Origin of the sequence: Bifidobacterium castoris (assembly GCF_003952025.1) — a bacterium.
In the GTDB taxonomy this organism is placed as follows: Bacteria; Actinomycetota; Actinomycetes; order Actinomycetales; family Bifidobacteriaceae; genus Bifidobacterium; species Bifidobacterium castoris.
Genome location: NZ_QXGI01000003.1, coordinates 291,479 through 308,563, shown reverse-complemented (window position 1 = coordinate 308,563; position 17,085 = coordinate 291,479). Strand labels below are relative to the sequence as shown.

The window sequence follows — 17,085 nt, the reverse complement described above, 5'->3', positions numbered from 1 at the left end:
CTTTCTTGTGATATGAGAAAAGGCCTCGGCGGGATTGCCGTGGCCTTCAGTAGTTTTCCGGGGGTTCGACCGTGTCGTCGCTCATGCGCGACGTGGTGTCGCCCCCGGGCGGGATCGACGGCAGACGGCGGATGTCCTCGATCATCTGCGTACCGGTCCCGTTGCCGCCAATCGAGTGATACGCGGCATACAAGCGTTCGAGGACGTGCTTCTCATTGGGATGCAGCCACCCGTGCCGCATGGCGTTCTCGTGCCGTTCGCGGATACGCAGGTAGGCGAGCTCCTTGACGGCCGTGTTCAACCCTTCCAACTTGCCCGCCAACGTGGATAGGTCGACCTGCGCGTTCAGCTCCTCGATACGCTCGACGAGCTTGTCCACGTCCACGACCGGGTGGCGCCGGTCGTAGCGGTTGAGCATCCAGCTGACGACACCGGACGCGCCGATGCCGGTCGCCAGACCCGCCAACGCGGTCAGCACCTCCACACTCAACAAATTCGTGATGTTCACCTCCCCTCTACTGTTTCGGGAATGACAATCAGCTGATCGGAGTGAGCTGTTCAAACACCGTGTCACGGTTCGTGACCCGGTCGCCGTCGAAATAGTCCACGGGAGGGGTCATGGCGCGCAGGGCGTGCCAGTCGTCGAGCGAGCACAGCAGCAGGTCACGGTAGCGCACCGCGCAGCCCGCGGCCGAATGCGAATACAGGCGCAGGTTGATGTCACCGTCCGCGTCCAGATGGAACGCGCACGCGTACCGGGCCCCCAACTGCTTGTAGGCGATCGACCCGTTCAATCTCCAAGCCGTTTCCGCCGTGGTCACGCACAACACACGCTGGTCATACGAGATGAGCCCGCCCGTGCTACTGCCCTCCAGATACGCAGAAAACACCCAATCGCCGGCAGGCACTGTCATCTGCGTCCACGCGAACGCGTTGGACTCGCTGCCGTCCGACTCAAGACGTATCGAATCGGTTTGTATCTGCGCGGACGCAAGCCCGTTCGCATGCCACACCATGGGCCCCGACGAGTGCGGGAGCGGATTCAATATCAGATTCCGTCGTTCAACCATTACTCACTATCACCTCTCTACGGCTCAGGCCCTTAGGAAGCCCCGGGAACGATGCCGTCACCGTCGAACCATTCGATGTTGTTGTCGACCATGTGCTGGTAATCCTCGTCGCTCATGACGAACAGGCGGCGCACACGCACCGCGTCACCCGCTTTCGGCCCGACCATCAAACGCAACTGGACCGTCGCCGCATCAGACAGCACATTCGCCGGCGTGACAAGCCGGCCGGGCGTGCCGTCCCATTCGGCGCGCTGCATCTCCTGCGTCGGACTGAGCCGAATGAACCGCAGCTCATTGACCGCATAGGCGCCGACCGGCTCGTCGAGCTCCGCACCGAACCGCCAAGCACCCGCCGCCAACTGGATCTGCGCGTACACGTAACAATCATTACCGGTCGTGTTATTCACCAACCGCATCCAGCCGTCATCACTCATGCCGACGCTGATATCCTTACCGGAGCCGACCCTCCACGCCGCCGTGCTCGTCGGTTTCGGATTCGGCCACAGATTATGTAGCTCAGTCATCACCATCACCCTCCGACTGTTGGCGCTGCAATACCTGGACCTGCGCCTGCAGGATCGCGTTGCGCTTGCTCAGGTCGGCGATCTGCTGACACAGCGCGTCGATGACCTGGTTGACATCAATCTCGAGATTGCCCATGGGAATACTCCTCTCTCACTTGAGCTACAAATGTTGTTTCCAGTTCGACGAGCAGGTCGTGCCGGCCGGCCAGCACGCTCTCCTCCGGTATGGCGGCGCTGCGCATGCGCGCCATGCGCGGCTGCGCCACCGGCTCCGGCACCGTGTCAGGATGGTCTGCAAGCGCTTCGTATCGGCTCGACCAGTCGATGGGGTCGGCGCCCGGTTTGGTGTTGTCGATGATCGCGTCGAGCGCCGCATCATAGGAGCCGAGGCCGAGCAACGCCTTCCAGCTCGCCACCGCCTGGTACGGGATGGCGAGCTCGCGTGCGTCGTCGGTCGTGACGAAACAGATCCGCTGCGCGTCGTCGCATGTGATCGTGGTCATAGGTTCGCGTTGCCTCCTGTCGCGATGAGCATGCCGACGACGCAGCGCGCGGCCTGCGAGTTGGGATTCCACCAGTGCAGATCGATCTGCGTGCTCGTGGCCGTCGAGTGCGCGCACGCGGCCGCCAGATTGGATTCGCAGCCGACCACGACGCGGACGGTGCCTTCGGGGAACGGCGTCGGCCACACGTACGTGAAATTCTTCTGCGTCTGTTTTTCGACGTTGCCGTAGTCGACGCGGCAGTGCACGACACGCGGCAGGTCGTCGATACGCCGGTTGTTGACGTAGACGCCAGCCGGGTCGTCGCCGCTGCTGGGGTTGCCGGCCATCGAAATCTCGAACCGTGTCGCGTTCACACTCGTCTTGGTGTAGTAGACGGCGCTTCCGCTCGTGCCAGTGTTGTCGCCGAGCCCGATCTTGCGGCGGAACACGTTAAGCGCTGTGTTGTCGCCGACGGTCAGCGTCCAGCTTTGCGTGTTCTCGTGGCGGGTGCCGGCGCCGGGCACGACCTGGTCGGGAAGCCTGACAAACGCTCCGCTCATATCCCACGCCTGACCGTAATCCGTTTGGAATATGATGTCGGCCAATCCCACGTCATCGCCGGCGTTCATGGCGCCGATGACGATACGACTGCCCGCTCGGGCGGTGCGCAAACCGCCCGTCAGGATGGCGCGGCCCGAACTGCCGTCAAGGTTAATCATCTCCCTTCCGGTGTCATCGTAGGCGACGAGTTCGCTGCCCCGAATCTTCACACCCTTGTCGGCGTCCGGGTAGGTTTGCAGAGTGGCGCCGGTGATCTCGCCATTGGACAGGAACGCGCCCGCCATCATGATGCGTCCCGTGTTGTCGAGCGTAAACGTCACATTCCGGCTCGTGTCATAGGCGACGAGACCGCCCGACGTGAATTTCAGTCCGGTGTTCTCCTCACGCGCCGTCTGCAATACGGGTGCAGTGATGGTCGCGCCCGAGATGTCGCCGCCCGACTGGATCGCACCAGCGAGCGAGAGCACCCACTGTCCGGCCTCGTTTTTCGCGTAGGACAGATGATCGCCGAAAACGATGCCGTCCTCGTTGATGAGGGCAATGATCTGTTTCGAGTCGCCCGTGCCACGATAGAGGGCATATTCGGCCCCCTCGATGTTGCCGCCGCTGATCGCCGGCGTGGACATTCCCGCACCGTTGATGATGACCGAGTTGAAAACCGCCTGGCCGGTGGCAGCGTCGATCGTGACGACCGGCAGGCCCTGCGAGTCCTCGACGAAAAACCCGGAATTGTTGAGCTGGATGCGCTCATTGCTCGTGAGAAACGCGCCGCCCTTGACGATTGCGCCGTCGAAGAAGTCGGCCGTGACGAGGGAGGCGGCGACCGTGCCCGACACGAGCAGATCCTCCGCCGCGAGCAGCAGCGGCACCCACTGAGTACCGTTCCACGTCCAGATGTGCTCGACCTCGTTCGAATAGTCGATGAGCGCCGACACGGAATTGTTGGGTTCTCCGAGCCAGCGCGTCTCGAGATTCGGCGGCGACGTCTGCCACCACTCGTCGGCCGGTTTGAGCAGATCATCCGTCGGCCGTTCAGCCTGCACGAAGCGTTTGTTTTTGCTGTCCGCCGTGGTCTGCGCGCCGACCGCCGCAGCCTCGGCCTTGGTTAGCCTGGCATCGGAATTGGCGAGGTCGATTTCGAGTTTGCGGGCGAGGGCGGTCGCCTCCTGCGCCTGACGCTCCGCGTCCAGCAGCAGCGTCACGTCCTGCACCGAGCAGTCGTCGATGTAGGCGTCGACCGGCGTCGGGAACACGACCGTGGCACGGATCCATTTAACGCCGTCCGTGACGGTGACGGTCTGCTCCGCATGCGTCCACGTGTCACCGGTGTACACGAAATTCGCCGGGTCGGTGAAATCAGCCCACGTCGTGGCGTCCGACACCACATCATCGACGGTGTACTGCAGGCGCAGGCCGCCCTCATCGCCGCCAGCGAGTGCGGTGAGCAGCTTGTACCAGCATCCGAAACGATACGTCTGGCCGACTGTGGCCGCGATTGGCCGCGTGCTCACGATACCCCGCGAGCCGAGCGACCCGTTGAGAGCGGCTCGATGTGAGCCGCTATGCGACCACACGGACTGCTGGATAAAACTCTTGCCGTCGGGGAGGCTCGCCCACCCGTCCTCGCCTGCCTCGAAACCGCCATTGTAGAGCAGTTCGGCGGTCTGCGAGGCGAGCACGTTGGCGAGACGCTGCGCCGAAGCCGCGGCCTCGGCCGCCTCGTCAGCCGTGGCCTTCGTCAGCGCGAACTGCTCGCCGAGCGCTTCCTGCTTGTTCGCGGTCGTCGTGCTGAGCGTGTCCGCTTTCTGCGCGACCTCCTTCGCGTCGTCAGCGGCGTTCTGCGCGGCCTGCGACATCTCGTAGGCGCCGGATTTCGACACCGGCGTCCACGACCACGTGTTATTCGAGTAGTCGACGCGCGTGCACACATAGAGGTTGCTGGCCCGGTCGAGGGCCGGCTCGCTCGTCGTCCAGCCGGCGCCGGGGTTCTGCGCGGTCGGCTGCGACGGCATGGCGGCGGCGAGCCGGTAGTACGTGGTGACGGCAGTGATGCTCACACCGTCCGCACCATTCGCGCCGTCCGCTCCCGGGGCGCCTGCCGGGCCTGCCGGGCCTTCCGGGCCTTGCGCACCCGTATCGCCCTTGTCGCCCTTCGCGCCCGCTTCGCCCTGAGGGCCCTGCGGGCCGGTCGCACCCGTGGCGCCGGTCGCACCGGTCTCGCCCTGCGGCCCCTGAGGGCCCTGCGCGCCGACAGCTCCCGGCACGCCCTGATCGCCTGTGACGGGAGCGGCCGCCGAATACTCAACGCGATTGTCCCCGTACGTGATCTTGGTGCGCATCCACACGGTCGCGCCGGCCGGCCTCGTCACGTTCGCCGTCGTCCACCCGCTCGTCGGCGCGCTCGTAGCGCTGCCAATCGCGTACTCGATGACGCTGCCGACGATTGTTTTGGCCGCGGTATCGCCGGCGAGATCCTTGGCCGCCTGAGCCGTGGACTCCGCACGCGACGCCGCCGATGACGCGTTGGCCGCGTCCGTCTTGACTTTTTCGACGTCCTTCGCCGTCTGCTCCTGCGACGACTCGACACTGTCGATGCGCGACGCGGCCGCGACGAGATCCGATTTGACCGACGCCACATCCGTGCTCATATCCGCGTAGTCGCCCTTGAGCTGCTCCGTGTCGGCCTTGATCGCGGCTGCAGCCTCCTGGGCGGCCTTGTCGCCCTCGGCGCGCAGATACGCCTCCTGCTCGAGGCTCTCACGGTTCGACTCAATCTGCTGCTGCGCCTCATTGATCGTCTGATTGACGATTGTGATCTGCGCGGCCGTGTCCGCCGACGCCGCGCCGAGAATCTCATTGGCTTTGGCGTCGAGCTCCTCCTGGCTTATCCCCTCCCATAGCGGCGACTGGGTCTCGGTGGCCGGGTCGTAGCGGCTGATGCCCGCGTCGGCGGTGTCGCCGATGAGCACGCCGGTGCCCGCGCCGTCGGGGATGTAGATGTTGGCGGCCTTGCGGGTCTGCGCGGATTGTGCGGTACGCAGCGCGGTCTGGGCTACGCGCATGGCGAGCGTGTCCGGGTCGAGATTGATCTGCAAATGCTGCGCCATGCGTGCTCCTCATCTAGATGCTGACGTCCTCCATCACGTCGAACGTCAATGAGATTTCGTTGGTGTCGTCGCCGCTCATGCGCATCAGCCGCGTATGATACGTGCCGTCCGGCAACGGCGCATAATTTCGGATGTTGAGGTCGACGCGTTCTCCCGGCCAGATGTCGCCGAGCGGGAATATCTGCGAGCCGGCCATGTCGGTATCGGCCGCATACACGGATGCCGTGATCTGCATCAACGGCGTACCGTTCGCCGCGAGCACGCCCTGCGCATGCTGTTTGAGCACCGACAGGTTATCCGTGTCGCTGTCGGAATAGGTCGTCTCGCTCAATGGCCAGTTCACGCCCGCCCTGCTCAGAAGTGTCAGGTCCTCGGCGAGTGCGGTGATCTGCGCGGCGTCCGTGCCCGCGCCGGACGCGTAGACGCGGTGCACCGCGCCCAGATGGTCGACGGTAAGGTCGTCCAGACTGCCGGCGGGCGGATCATACGTGAGTGAGTGCAGTTCGCGCTGACCGAGGTAGATTTCGCTGTCCGACCCGGCCAGAAACGCGAACCGCACATGCCCCTGGTCCGGCAGGTACGGGCGGAACTGCATGTCGGGGCCATTGAGGATGTTCGACAGGTTGGTGAGCAGTTTCTGGCCGGAATTGTTTTGGATGTCCCACGCGGAGTATTCGCGTGTGCGCGACCCTTTTTCGCCGCGGTAGGTCCAGTCGATGGGCAATGCGCCGGACGGTTTCGCATCCGTGCACAGGTAGCCGATTTCGGAGGCGATGCCACGATACGAGAGGTTGGTCAACCGTATCGTGTCGGGGCTTGTGCCGTTTTTACCCGTCCCGTACGCGCCCTCACGCACGAGGTAGCGGCGTTCGAGCATGCCCATCGGTGACGTGAGACTGAAACTTGTATCATATGCGGTGTCGGTGCGCATGCCGATAGCGGCGGCGACGACCGGTTTGCCAAGCAGCCCCATGTCGACGTCGTGCTGGCTCGCCCATGCGAGCAGCAGCCCGTACCGGTCGGGTGTCAGGATGCGGCGTTTGGCCTGCATCGTCTCGCCCGGCACCGCGCTCCAGGGCACCGTCACGCCGTTCATGTCGAGGTCGCCGACGCCTTTGTCCTTGAGCGTGGCGAGCGACGAATCCGACACGTCCACGCTCCACGCGAATTTCGGCAAGTCGATCGGTGCATGGATGACGCCCGTCATGGTTTCGAATATCCAGCTGCGCCACACCATGCACGATCTCCTTCATTGTTATTTGGCTACGCCCTCGTCCTTGATGCCCAGTTTGACGCCGGGCCATGCTCCGTTGTAATGGATGCTCGCGTTGACGCCGTAACCCACATAGAGTTTGAGGCTCACCGTGTGCACGCCGCGGCCGCAGAAAACGTTGACACGGTACTGGAACGTCTCCCACGCGCCGCGGAAACAGTAATTGAAATAATCACCCACCGCGGCGCCGTCGATGTAGAGCTGGCCGCGTACCTCGGAGGCCTTGCTCAGGTCGCCGGCGCCCCCCGCTCCCGCGGCGGACGCGCAGATCGTGACCACGCATTCGAGGTTGCGGTCGGTCGGCAGGTTGATCTGGGTGCGGCAGAACTCGGTCGTCTTCGTGCCGAGCGTCATATCCTGTTTGAGCTGCGAACCGGCGACGTAGCCCATCGCGACACCGTACGGCGTCGCGTAGTCGATCTCGTCGACACGCCTCGCTGACGCGAGGCTTGTGGAGTTTGCGGGCACCTGCATGTAGGAGAGGACGGTCACGCCCGCCGGCGGCTCGGGCTTGACCGGCGACGCGGCCGGCGTACCCGACGTCACCCCGATTATGACGAGATTATCGCCGTCCTTGAGCTCCTTTTCGTTGTGGGCCTGCAGCCAGATGCAGTCGATGCGTGGATTCGATGACTGGTTCGCCTCGACCTCGGGCGTCACGCCGCCCGCCCAGTACGCCTCCATCACGCCGTCCGCGTCCGTACGCGAGGTGATGGCGACTCCCTCGGCGACCTGATACATGAGCGTATCCGACCCGGCCACGCCCAGTCCGCGCACGATGCCCGTCGACGCCCATCGGGCCTGCAGCAGTTTGCGATGCGCATGCGCGGAGCAGCCCTGCCATCCGCCGTCAGGCGTGCGGACTGCGCTCACGCCGAGTGCAGTAGTGTCTACCATGAGAATTCTCCTTAAATATAGGTGTCACACACTTCGCAGTCGACCCATCCGTCGCCGATTGTGCGCAGCAGCACGCCTACGCTGCCCTGCGGGGGCACCGTGGGGAAACCGCGCGCGGTGAGCGTCTCGGACACGTCGACGCCGTTGACGCTCGCGGTGCGGGTGCGCGAGTCGAGGATGAGCGGACTGCCCGCGTACACCGGCAACGCGCACCGCAATCGCAGGCCGGTGCCGGGGAATTCGAGGTCGACGCCGTCGGGCATCGGCCCGTACACGCGGAACACCGGATATGCTCTCGACGAGCCGTCGTTGGTCAGCACACCCGTATTCGACGGCGCCGCATCGGTGTCGTCGAGCATGTAGGCGAGCGGATAATGCAACCCCTCGTCACCCTCGAGCGTCTCGAACAGCACGCTCGGGCTGTTGTTGGGGTCGCCCGTCCATCGCGTCGCGAGAAAATCCGGCTGCGGATAGTAGGACAGGCCACCCGACCCATACTCCATATTGGCGCATTGCACCTGGCATCCATGCACGACGCTCGACAGCAGCTCGGGACGGGGACAGACGATGACCACCTGTCCCGTCAGGTACTGCCAGTTGATATTCTGCGCGGTCTGCTCGGTGTCGATGCTATCGACGTAGCCAGTGCAGGACAGGTCATGCTCACCGTCCTGCACGCGCACCGTGACCATGCGATGCACGAACATGCGCAGCCGCGCCTGCAGGTCGAGGACCTGCTCGCGATCATGCGCCGTGTCGGCGAGCAGACGATACTCGATTGTCACCGTCCTCGCCGAGTAGAGGATCTGCGCGTCCTGCACATCATGCGCCCCATCCCCCGCCAACCGCTCGGTCAGGTCGACCTTGGCGGTCGGTGTGCCGAGCCAGCCCGACAGGCCACGCAGGACCATGCCCCGCGCGGCCGCCGAACCATCCAGCACGGCATCCGGGATTCCGGGCGCGCTCAACGTGACCACACTCACCGTGTCACCTCCTAGATTCGTCCGGCCATCAGGCTGCGCGTATCCATCCGAAGCCGCGCAGCCGTCAGCTCGGCCTGCACATACGGCGAACCACTCGACGCGAAATTATTCGTAATCGACTGGTTGAACAGCAACTTCGACCGTTCGAACTGCTGCGCCTGCACATACGGGGCCGCCGGCGTCGCCGTAATCGCGCCGCCGTTCGCGAACGCACCCACCGGCGCATACACGCTGGCTCCGCGGTTGAGCGCCTCCAACAGCGGCCTGTTCTTGCGCGTCGCGGCTGCGGTCATCATGAACTCGCCAGCGGACGCCCAGATCGGCACACTGTCCGATGTGCCCGTGCCAGGACCGACAATCAGACCGCCGCCGGCCTTCTGGGCCGCGAACAGGTGCGTGCCGCTACCGGATTTGACGCCCTGCTCGATGGTCTGCCGCATCTCGGTGATCGTATAGGTCTTGTTCGAGATCTGCATCGCATCGAGCCGTGATACGCGGTCGATGTTCAGCTGCGCCGTGCCATTGTCCGACACGGTGAAATACTTGTCCAAAACCTTCTTATTGTTCACCGCGTTGACGGCTTTGAGCGCATGCCCGTTGTCGCCCTTGATCACGCCGGTCTTCGTGTCGATTTTCCACCCGTTCGCCTTGCACACGGACGCCCAATACTTCGAGTTGTCGCCCTTGAGTTCGCCGGTCTTCGAATCGAGCGTCGCGCCGTTCGCGAGCGCCAGTATAGCGTCATACTGGCTCTTGTCCGCGGTGATCTGGCCGGTTTTCGGGTCGATTTTCGCGCCGACGACCTCCGCGATCTGATTCATCGCCGGCTGATTATTACCGTAGATGAGCACGTTGCCGTTCGGCAGTGACGTGGTCTTCGACGCAAGCTCTCCCAATTTCGACTGCGCCGCTTCGACGTTCATGTCGATCGTCGGCGCGGCGGTCGTGTTGTCGAGGTCCTTGATGGCGTCAGTGAGCTGCTTGGCGGCGTCCTTGCCCAAACCAGACGCCGCCGCCATCTTCTCCGCCTCCTCGGCGGATGCGCCCATCTGCTGCGCATACTGGACGAAACGGTCATGCGCCTCGTTCAACGTGCCGTTGATATCCTCAATACTGCGACCGTTTTTGGCCTGCGCCTCGGCAGCCTTGACCGCCGAACTGGCGAGGTCGTTGAGCGCTTTGCGGTTTGCGATGCCTTTTTCGGTATAGGTGTCGAGCGTGGCGCCGTTTTCCTTGACGGCTTTTTGCACGTCGAGGTAGCCGCTGCGCAGGTCGAGCAGCGCATCCGTCTCCGAGCGTGCGAAACCATAGTAGGTGTCGAGTGCGGAGATGACCTCGGAGAGGGCGGAGGCGAGTTCGTTGACGCCGTCGGTGGTGGCGCCGAACTGGTCGGCGAGGATCTGGTCGGCGTCAGCCGCTTTGCCGGTCGCCGCAGCATACTCGCCCGTCGCATCGGCTCCTTCGAGCAGCGCGGCGGTCTTCTGACGTGCGGCCTCCTGCGCGGCCTCCTCCTGAGCCTGCGTATTCTCGAGCGCCCTCTGGTAGTTGCCCTGCTGCTCGCTCATCGCCTCGAGCACGACATTGCCTGACGAGTCCCACCACTGATCCCACAGATTCAACGAGTAATACCAGTCGTTGACCTTGGTGACGATCTCATCATAGGCCGCCTGGTCGCCCGTGATCGCGTCAATGAACTGCTGGTGTTTGATGCCGACCTTGTCGACCGCATCCCACACCGAATCAAACCCGTTTTTGAGCTTGTTGAAAAATCCCTCAGTGTACATCGAGCTTTCGGACTTCGACAATGCGTCCTCGAAATACTCGGCCGCCGAGGCGCCGTTTTTCAGGCTCGCGGAGAGGTCGTCGACGCGTTCCTTGGCACGCTGATGCTGCTGGATGAGGTCGCCCAGGACGAGTGCGCCGGCGGTGATTGCCATGCCCCACGGGCCGCCGAGCATGTCGATGACCGCGCCGCCGGCGGATTTCAGGCCACCCATGACGCCCTGCGCGCGGCCCATCGTGGTGCCGAACGTGTTGATCTGCTCCTCCGGCGCCATGAACGCGCCGCGGATCATCTGCAATCCGCTCTGCAGATCACCGCTCGCGGCCTTGACGCGCTGGATCGGGTCGACGACCAGACCCATCGTGCGGCCGAATGTTGACGTGCTGCTAGATAGGTGGCCGAAAACCTTGTGTAGGCCGGCGGCGGCGCCGACGACCAGCCCGAACGCGACGACGCCCTGCTGCACGCCGGACGGCAGGTCGGCGAACGCGTCGATGATGTCGGTGATGGTCTGCACGATCGGGCGCAGGATACCGTCACCGGCCTCGCCGATGCGGATGAGCGACGTCTCGACCGCGCCGCCGAGCTGCTCGAGATCGCCTTTGAGATTGTCGGTCTTTTTCGCGGCGAGTTCGGATGCGTAGCCGGATTCGGAGACGGCGTCCGTCCAGTCGCGCACGGCCTGCTCGCCGCCCGCATACAGGTAGTTCGCGGCGCGGATCGCATAGCTGCCGAACATGGTCGCGTTGGCCTGATTGCGCTGCTCCTGCGTCAAATCAGCTTCGGCTTTCTGCAGCTGGCCGGCGAAATTCGCCATGCCGACGAAATTACCGCCGGCGTCGTAGGCTGCGATGCCGAGCTCATCCATCATCTCCTGAGCGTCCTTCGTCGGCGACGCGAGCTTCATCAGCATCGAATTGAGCTGCGTGCCGGCCTCCGCACCGACCAGACCGTTCTCAGCGAACAGGGCGAGCGTGCCGACGGTCTCCTCCATCGACATGCCGAACGCGTACGCCTGCGCGCCGCAGTTGTTGAGCGCCTCGCCAAAATCGGACACCTCGCCCAGCGCCTTGCCCGCACCGGCCGCGAGCGCGTCCGCCACGTCGACCGCGCGGGTGCCTTCGAGATGGAACATGGAGAGTGCGGACGACATGTATTCTGCGGCCTGGGCGACTTCCATGCCGTCGGAGGCGGCGAGGTCGAGTGCGCCGGTCAGGCCGCCGGCGAGGATGTCCGTCACGCTCATGCCGGCTTTGCCGAGTTCGTTGATGGCCTGCGCGGACTCGGTCGCGGAATACACGGTGCTTTTGCCGGCGTCGAGCGCCGCGTCACGCAGCAGCTGCATCTGGTCGCCGGTCGTGTCCACGTTGGCGTTGACCTCGCTCATGGCGGCGTCGAAATCCGCGAAGCTTTTCACCGCGGCCACGCCGATCGCGGCGGAAACGAGACCTACAGCCGTGCCGACTTTCGTGAATCCGGCTTCGAATTTCTCGCCGCTGGTCATGGGCCGTTCGAGCGCCGTGCCGAACTCGGTCGCCGACTGGGAGGCGGCCTTCATTTTCGCCGTGTAGTTGGAGGTGTCGGCGCTGATGCGCACCATGATGTTTTCGTTCAACGCCATACGGGGCACCTCCGATTTGTCTACTGTTCTCGTGTTATGAGTTTCGTTGTCTGCGAGTGCGGGTTTTTCACCACACCGCTTTCGGTGTAGCGGCGCATGGCCTTCTCGCGCAGTTCGGTGACGAAACAGATCTCCACCTGGCCGCCCGCAAATGTGCGGCGGACCGCGTCCTCGTCGTGGCAGAAACGGATGTCGAGGCCGCACAACGGACAGGTGACATTCGTCTCGTAGGCGTGCAGTGCGCGCATCCAGTCCTGTTCGGTCTCGTCCCATTCGACCTCATCACCGGGGGACGGTGTCCAGCCGGTGAATCGTTTGTAGCTGATGCCGAGGCTGCGGGCGCAGGTGAGGTCCGTGACGAGGTCGGGGCGCGTCGCCAACGCGTGCGCGAGGCGGTCTACTCGCGCAGCGCTTTTGGGACCGCGACCTGAGGCGTGTTGAGCCGCTGCACGGTGGAGATGAGCTCGACCGTCTGCGTGTCCACGACCATGCCGAGCAGCGCCGGCACATCCGCATGCGGGTCGAACTCGACCGGTTCGCCCGCCTGCTCGACCTTGATGATCATGTCGGGCAGCGCGTCCGTGAGCATGCCCGCCACGTCGCTCGACTGACGGCCCGTCTTCGGGTCCGTGGTCACGTTCGCGGCGACGATCTGGTTCCACTGCGACGAGCCGAGCCCTCGCAGCGTGAACGTCACCGTCGACGCGTCGACCGCCTTGAGCAGCGTCTTCAATTCGCGGCGTAGCCTGTCGGCGCTCTTTTTGGCGGCGCAGATCTCCGCGTCCGTCATGCCGGCCGTGTCCGGTGTGGCCTCGTCGATGCTTTTTTTGAGGCCGATCGCCTGCGTGAGCGTGTCGAGGTCGGTGACGATGTCCACCGTCGCGGTCGGTCGTTTGATATCAAACATGATGTGTCCCCTAATGTCTTGTTGGTTGGTTGTCCCCGAAATGTGGGTTCGTCCGGCGGGCGGGGACCTACCCGCCGGACGAAGATTCATGGGGCCGCTCAGCTGCCGGCGACGATCTTCACGTCCTCGTCCTGCGAGCCCGGGTCCGCAGAGAAGCTGATCGTCGACATCTGACGCTGGTTAGGCGCGTGCGCGACCGGCGTCTTGATGCCGATGGTGACCTTGTGCACGGCGACGGTCTGGTCGGCCGCGAAATCCTCATCCGTCGGCAGGCCACGACGACGCACGATGTACCCGGTCTTGCCTCGCGTGAGCATCTCGACCGCCGCATTGTCGGCGCCCTCGACGTTCGTGTTGTCGATGACCTGCATCGTCCCGCCGTCGAACTTGTCCTGTCCTGGGATCTGGCCGACGGTCGCGGACCCCTCGCGGTCGTCGTCGATCATCTCCTGCGTATGGTTGAGCTGGTAGCCGTCGCCCGCCAGGTAATAGGACAGGTCGACGACGCCAGCGCCCTTGAGCTCGCTGACCTTCGGCGCCTTGATATCCGCGATGTTCGGTACGAACACCGTCTTGAGCATGCCGTCCTCGAGACTCGTCGAGATTGTGTTAGGCATGATTTTTCCTCCTCAATTGAATTGAGCCTCCCCGACCGGGGAGGCGATGATGCTTGGATTAGGCCGCCCAGTTGACGCGGAACCTCAGTACACGCATCAGGTACGGCAGGTTGGTGGTCGTCGAGACGAGCTCGGACGGGTAGACGCCGGAATCCACATCCAATACGATGCGGCCGAACGGGCGGCCCGGCCACGCGCCGTGCAGCGTGCGGCACAGTTTGTCGCAGATGACGCCGATGCCGTCGGCCGTGTCGCCCACGACGCGGATCTCCAACGTGGCGAGCCGCGTCGTCACCGCGAGCGCCTCGGTGTCGAGTTGGCCGTCCTGCACGAATTTGATGATGATCCACGGCGGATGCGCGCTCGACTGCGCGACATCCTCGAACCGCTTCCAGCCGGGTGTGGCCGGCACCATGTCGAGGATGCGACGCCGCGCCTCGATATGCGTCAAACCGCTCATAAGCCCATCGCCGCCTTCCGCAGCTCGCGCACAAGGTTCGGGAACTCGGCGCGCGCATGCCGGTAGAAATCGTGGGTGCCGCCGCCTTTGGCGGTGCCGAAAAACGCGAGGTTCGCGAGATCTCCGGCACCGCCGTCCGCGGGCGCGATGTCCGCCTCGATAACGGCGCCGCGGTCATGCATGTCGTAATTGATGGGGATGCGCCTGAACGCCGCGTTGCCCGAGCTCGTGAGGTCGGCGCGCGTCTCGTTCTTGACGTTCTGCGCGCCCTTCTTCACGATCATCGCGATTTTGAGGTGCTTTTTCTCGGGCGCGGCGGCGAGTTTCGCCGCGAACGCCTTGACCTCGCTCGTGTCCACTATCACGGTTGCACTCCTCCCTGCGTGACATCGAGCACGCTTGGTGAATTGTCGGGCTCGTCGGTCCATCGTGTGCGCAGCACCGGCATGGCTGGCGGCGACTCTTCACTGGAGTCGTCGTCGGGGATCTGCTGCACATTCCACCTGCGCGCGGTCGCATACGTTTTCTCGGATTGCAGGTTGATGAGGCGCAGGCGCGCGCCGGCGAGGGCCGTGTCGCGCGAACCCGTCACCACCGCGATATCACCCGACCGCGCCCCGGCCACACTGATAGGTAGGTCCAACCTAAGCGTCCAGACGGGGACGACGCCGCCGAGATTCGACGTGTCGCCCGTCGCGGACGCGGACGACTGCTGCGCCACACCGCCATACGTCTGCAGTTTCGCCGGCCCCTCATACACCGTTGTGGATTCGGGCGTGGACAGTCCGGTCTCCGCATCCACGAGGACACGGCCCGTCATGCGCTCGATACGCACCGTATCGCACATGAGCTGCTCGGCCCGGCGTCGCGCCCGGTCGAGCACTGATGTCACGGCGCTCACCATTGGTCACGCCTCCCCGCCGGCACGATCGTGAACGCGCCAGTCGCGACGGTGGCCGTGGTGTTCGGCGCGATCAGTTCCCATTCGGTGTCGAGGATGACGATGCCAGGCTGCGCATTGCGTAGACCCTGCGTCTCCTGATAGTCGTCGATGCTCGTGCTGCGCGACGTGACGCCCTCGGGGTTGAGCGCGTAGCGTGAGACGGCCATCGCCTCGACCATGTCCACCGCATCCGAGCTGATGCGCCCATCGGCGATGAGCGCATCGAGGTTCGGATAGCGGCGGCGGATGAGCATTTCGGCGTATTCGATCCAGCGCGTCATCTGCCGCACCTCGAGCGGGTCGGTGACGTCACGCTGCAGCAGCTCGCCGACCTGGGCAACGCTGGCCGTCATGATGCCTCCTAGGCCGCGTCCGCGCCAGTGATGACGCAGAACTTGGACTTGTCGCGCACGATGAAACCGACCTCGGTCTCAACGAGGAACGCGAGCATGTTGCGCTGCCACAGGTTGATCGTCTGCGAACCCTTCTTAATGGTCGCCTGATCGGACATCTTGATACGAATGCCCTGCACCGTTCCGTAGAACGCGTTGCGCCAGTCGCCGGCGATGCCGAGCACCTCCGGAGCGGCCTTGACGGCGGAGTCGCCGCTGCCGGAGGCCTTGACGGCCTCCTTGTAGCCCCACGGGGACTTGATCATGCGGGCGCCGAAAATCGAGCCGAGCTCGGTGCTGTTGACGCCCGGCGTCATGAGCGGACGGCCGTTCGTGTCCGTCGCCGTGAGGAACTTCGACAGGCCCTGATTAGTGATGGCGACACCGTTGAGGTCGCCGTCATGCTCGAGGACGGTCGTCGCGATCTTAATGAAATCCTTATAGGTGCCGCCCTTGATGCTCACGACCTGCGCGTCGGCGAGCGTGTCCACGCCGTCCGTGCCCGGCAGCGCGATCGTTCCCGCCAGGAACGTCTTGTCGATCGCCTGCGCGATCGCCTCGGACGCCTGCGCCTGAATCGCGGTCCACAGGTTCGCCGCGTCACGCGCGAACTCCTCGGACACGGTGATAATCTGCGCGAGCTTGTGCGGGATCATCGTCTTCGAGCCGAACGTCGGGTCGACGACCGGTTTCTCGGCAGTCTCCTCGACCCATTCGGCGGCGGTCGGCGCGTTGAGCGTCTGCCACTTGACGCCCTTGCCCGGCAGGTTCACGCGCGACGCGAGCTGCGTCAACGCGGACTGCTTGATGGATTCGGTCCAGATCTCGCTGGACATCTCCGGCGTGAGCATCAGCCCATTAGTGAGGCGGCTCACGTCGAGTGCAGTGCTGGTCATATTGACCCTCCTTAACGATTGATTGCGGAACTCACCATGTTCGCGAACGCGAGCGCGTTCATGTCATGGGCGTTCTGCGGGGTTGATTTCACATGGTTCGAGAACCTGAACGGGTCCTCACCGCCCTGCGAGGCAGGTTCTGCGGCGAGTTCGGGGCAGTCCTTGAGCAGCTTGTCGATGGCTGCAACGAGCTGCTCGTCGGTCATGTCCTCGCTCACATCGGCGAGTTTGAGCGCGAGTGTCGGCGTTTTGAGTTTGCCGCTTGCGGCGTCGGTGACGCGACGGTCGAACTGTGCGGCCTTCATCTTCGCGTTCTCCGCCTCGAGCGCCTGCAATCGCTGCTCGAACGTCTGCTGCGCCGCCTTTGCAGCCTGTTCGGCGGCCTTGCGGGCGGCGCGTTCGGCGCGCAACGCCTTGAGACCGCCCTCGCCCAGCTGATCGTCGGACTGCTGAGCGTCGTCGTGACGCTCCTCGCTCTGCGGCGGCTCCTCCGTCGTGGCCGGCTCGGTCGCCGTCGTCTGCACGTCGTCGTTCTGAGTCTCGTTGTCCATGTGCGTGTGTTCCTT

General features: G+C 64.2%; 19 protein-coding genes. All 19 read right to left on the bottom strand.

Translation table 11 applies throughout. The features are described from left to right. Positions 1–46: 46 nt before the first annotated feature. Positions 47–508 carry a hypothetical protein gene (locus tag D2E22_RS05455; protein WP_126032087.1) on the bottom strand — a complete coding sequence of 154 codons (462 nt, stop codon included), beginning with the start codon at positions 506–508 and terminating at the stop codon, positions 47–49. 28 nt (positions 509–536) lie between these two features. Next, a complete protein-coding gene (locus D2E22_RS05450; protein ID WP_126032086.1) occupies positions 537–914 on the bottom strand; it encodes a hypothetical protein in 378 nt (125 codons plus the stop codon). A gap of 188 nt (positions 915–1,102) precedes the next feature. Then, positions 1,103–1,594 (bottom strand): hypothetical protein, encoded by a 492-nt coding sequence (locus D2E22_RS05445; RefSeq protein ID WP_126032085.1) that lies wholly within the window; start codon positions 1,592–1,594, stop codon positions 1,103–1,105. Then, positions 1,587–1,730 (bottom strand): hypothetical protein, encoded by a 144-nt coding sequence (locus D2E22_RS10505; RefSeq protein WP_164518431.1) that lies wholly within the window; start codon positions 1,728–1,730, stop codon positions 1,587–1,589. Before D2E22_RS10505 ends, D2E22_RS05445 begins: the two co-directional genes overlap by 8 nt. Beyond that, on the bottom strand, positions 1,711–2,097 hold the full coding sequence (locus tag D2E22_RS05440; RefSeq protein ID WP_126032084.1) for a hypothetical protein: 387 nt from the start codon (positions 2,095–2,097) through the stop codon (positions 1,711–1,713). Before D2E22_RS05440 ends, D2E22_RS10505 begins: the two co-directional genes overlap by 20 nt. Continuing rightward, on the bottom strand, positions 2,094–5,747 hold the full coding sequence (locus D2E22_RS10860) for a hypothetical protein (protein ID WP_277600009.1): 3,654 nt from the start codon (positions 5,745–5,747) through the stop codon (positions 2,094–2,096). Before D2E22_RS10860 ends, D2E22_RS05440 begins: the two co-directional genes overlap by 4 nt. A 13-nt stretch (positions 5,748–5,760) precedes the next feature. Continuing rightward, positions 5,761–6,984: a hypothetical protein gene (locus tag D2E22_RS05430; protein WP_126032083.1), complete on the bottom strand. Its 1,224-nt coding sequence runs from the start codon at positions 6,982–6,984 to the stop codon at positions 5,761–5,763. 18 nt (positions 6,985–7,002) lie between these two features. Beyond that, a complete protein-coding gene (locus tag D2E22_RS05425; protein WP_126032082.1) occupies positions 7,003–7,917 on the bottom strand; it encodes a hypothetical protein in 915 nt (304 codons plus the stop codon). Between the two features lie 11 nt (positions 7,918–7,928). Continuing rightward, the gene (locus D2E22_RS05420) at positions 7,929–8,900 is read right to left on the bottom strand and encodes a hypothetical protein (protein WP_126032081.1); all 972 of its coding nucleotides are present in this window, start codon (positions 8,898–8,900) and stop codon (positions 7,929–7,931) included. 11 nt (positions 8,901–8,911) lie between these two features. Next, positions 8,912–12,304 carry a phage tail tape measure protein gene (locus D2E22_RS05415; RefSeq protein ID WP_164518430.1) on the bottom strand — a complete coding sequence of 1,131 codons (3,393 nt, stop codon included), beginning with the start codon at positions 12,302–12,304 and terminating at the stop codon, positions 8,912–8,914. A gap of 20 nt (positions 12,305–12,324) precedes the next feature. Continuing rightward, positions 12,325–12,684 carry a hypothetical protein gene (locus tag D2E22_RS10500; RefSeq protein ID WP_164518429.1) on the bottom strand — a complete coding sequence of 120 codons (360 nt, stop codon included), beginning with the start codon at positions 12,682–12,684 and terminating at the stop codon, positions 12,325–12,327. 17 nt (positions 12,685–12,701) lie between these two features. Then, positions 12,702–13,211, bottom strand: a complete 510-nt coding sequence (locus tag D2E22_RS05410) for a hypothetical protein (RefSeq protein ID WP_126032079.1) — start codon at positions 13,209–13,211, stop codon at positions 12,702–12,704. A gap of 98 nt (positions 13,212–13,309) precedes the next feature. Beyond that, positions 13,310–13,828, bottom strand: a complete 519-nt coding sequence (locus tag D2E22_RS05405; protein ID WP_126032078.1) for a phage tail tube protein — start codon at positions 13,826–13,828, stop codon at positions 13,310–13,312. A gap of 58 nt (positions 13,829–13,886) precedes the next feature. Then, entirely contained in the window at positions 13,887–14,288 is a 402-nt protein-coding gene (locus tag D2E22_RS05400; RefSeq protein WP_126032077.1) for a hypothetical protein, read from the bottom strand. Then, positions 14,285–14,653: a hypothetical protein gene (locus D2E22_RS05395; RefSeq protein WP_126032076.1), complete on the bottom strand. Its 369-nt coding sequence runs from the start codon at positions 14,651–14,653 to the stop codon at positions 14,285–14,287. Before D2E22_RS05395 ends, D2E22_RS05400 begins: the two co-directional genes overlap by 4 nt. Continuing rightward, positions 14,650–15,180 (bottom strand): DUF6093 family protein, encoded by a 531-nt coding sequence (locus tag D2E22_RS05390; protein WP_126032075.1) that lies wholly within the window; start codon positions 15,178–15,180, stop codon positions 14,650–14,652. Before D2E22_RS05390 ends, D2E22_RS05395 begins: the two co-directional genes overlap by 4 nt. 5 nt (positions 15,181–15,185) lie before the next feature. Continuing rightward, complete coding sequence (locus tag D2E22_RS05385) at positions 15,186–15,584, bottom strand: Gp19/Gp15/Gp42 family protein (protein ID WP_126032074.1); 399 nt, start codon at positions 15,582–15,584, stop codon at positions 15,186–15,188. Positions 15,585–15,592: 8 nt separating this feature from the next. Then, on the bottom strand, positions 15,593–16,519 hold the full coding sequence (locus D2E22_RS05380) for a phage major capsid protein (RefSeq protein ID WP_126032073.1): 927 nt from the start codon (positions 16,517–16,519) through the stop codon (positions 15,593–15,595). A gap of 11 nt (positions 16,520–16,530) precedes the next feature. Beyond that, positions 16,531–17,070 carry a hypothetical protein gene (locus D2E22_RS05375; protein WP_126032072.1) on the bottom strand — a complete coding sequence of 180 codons (540 nt, stop codon included), beginning with the start codon at positions 17,068–17,070 and terminating at the stop codon, positions 16,531–16,533. Between the last annotated feature and the right edge of the window lie 15 nt (positions 17,071–17,085).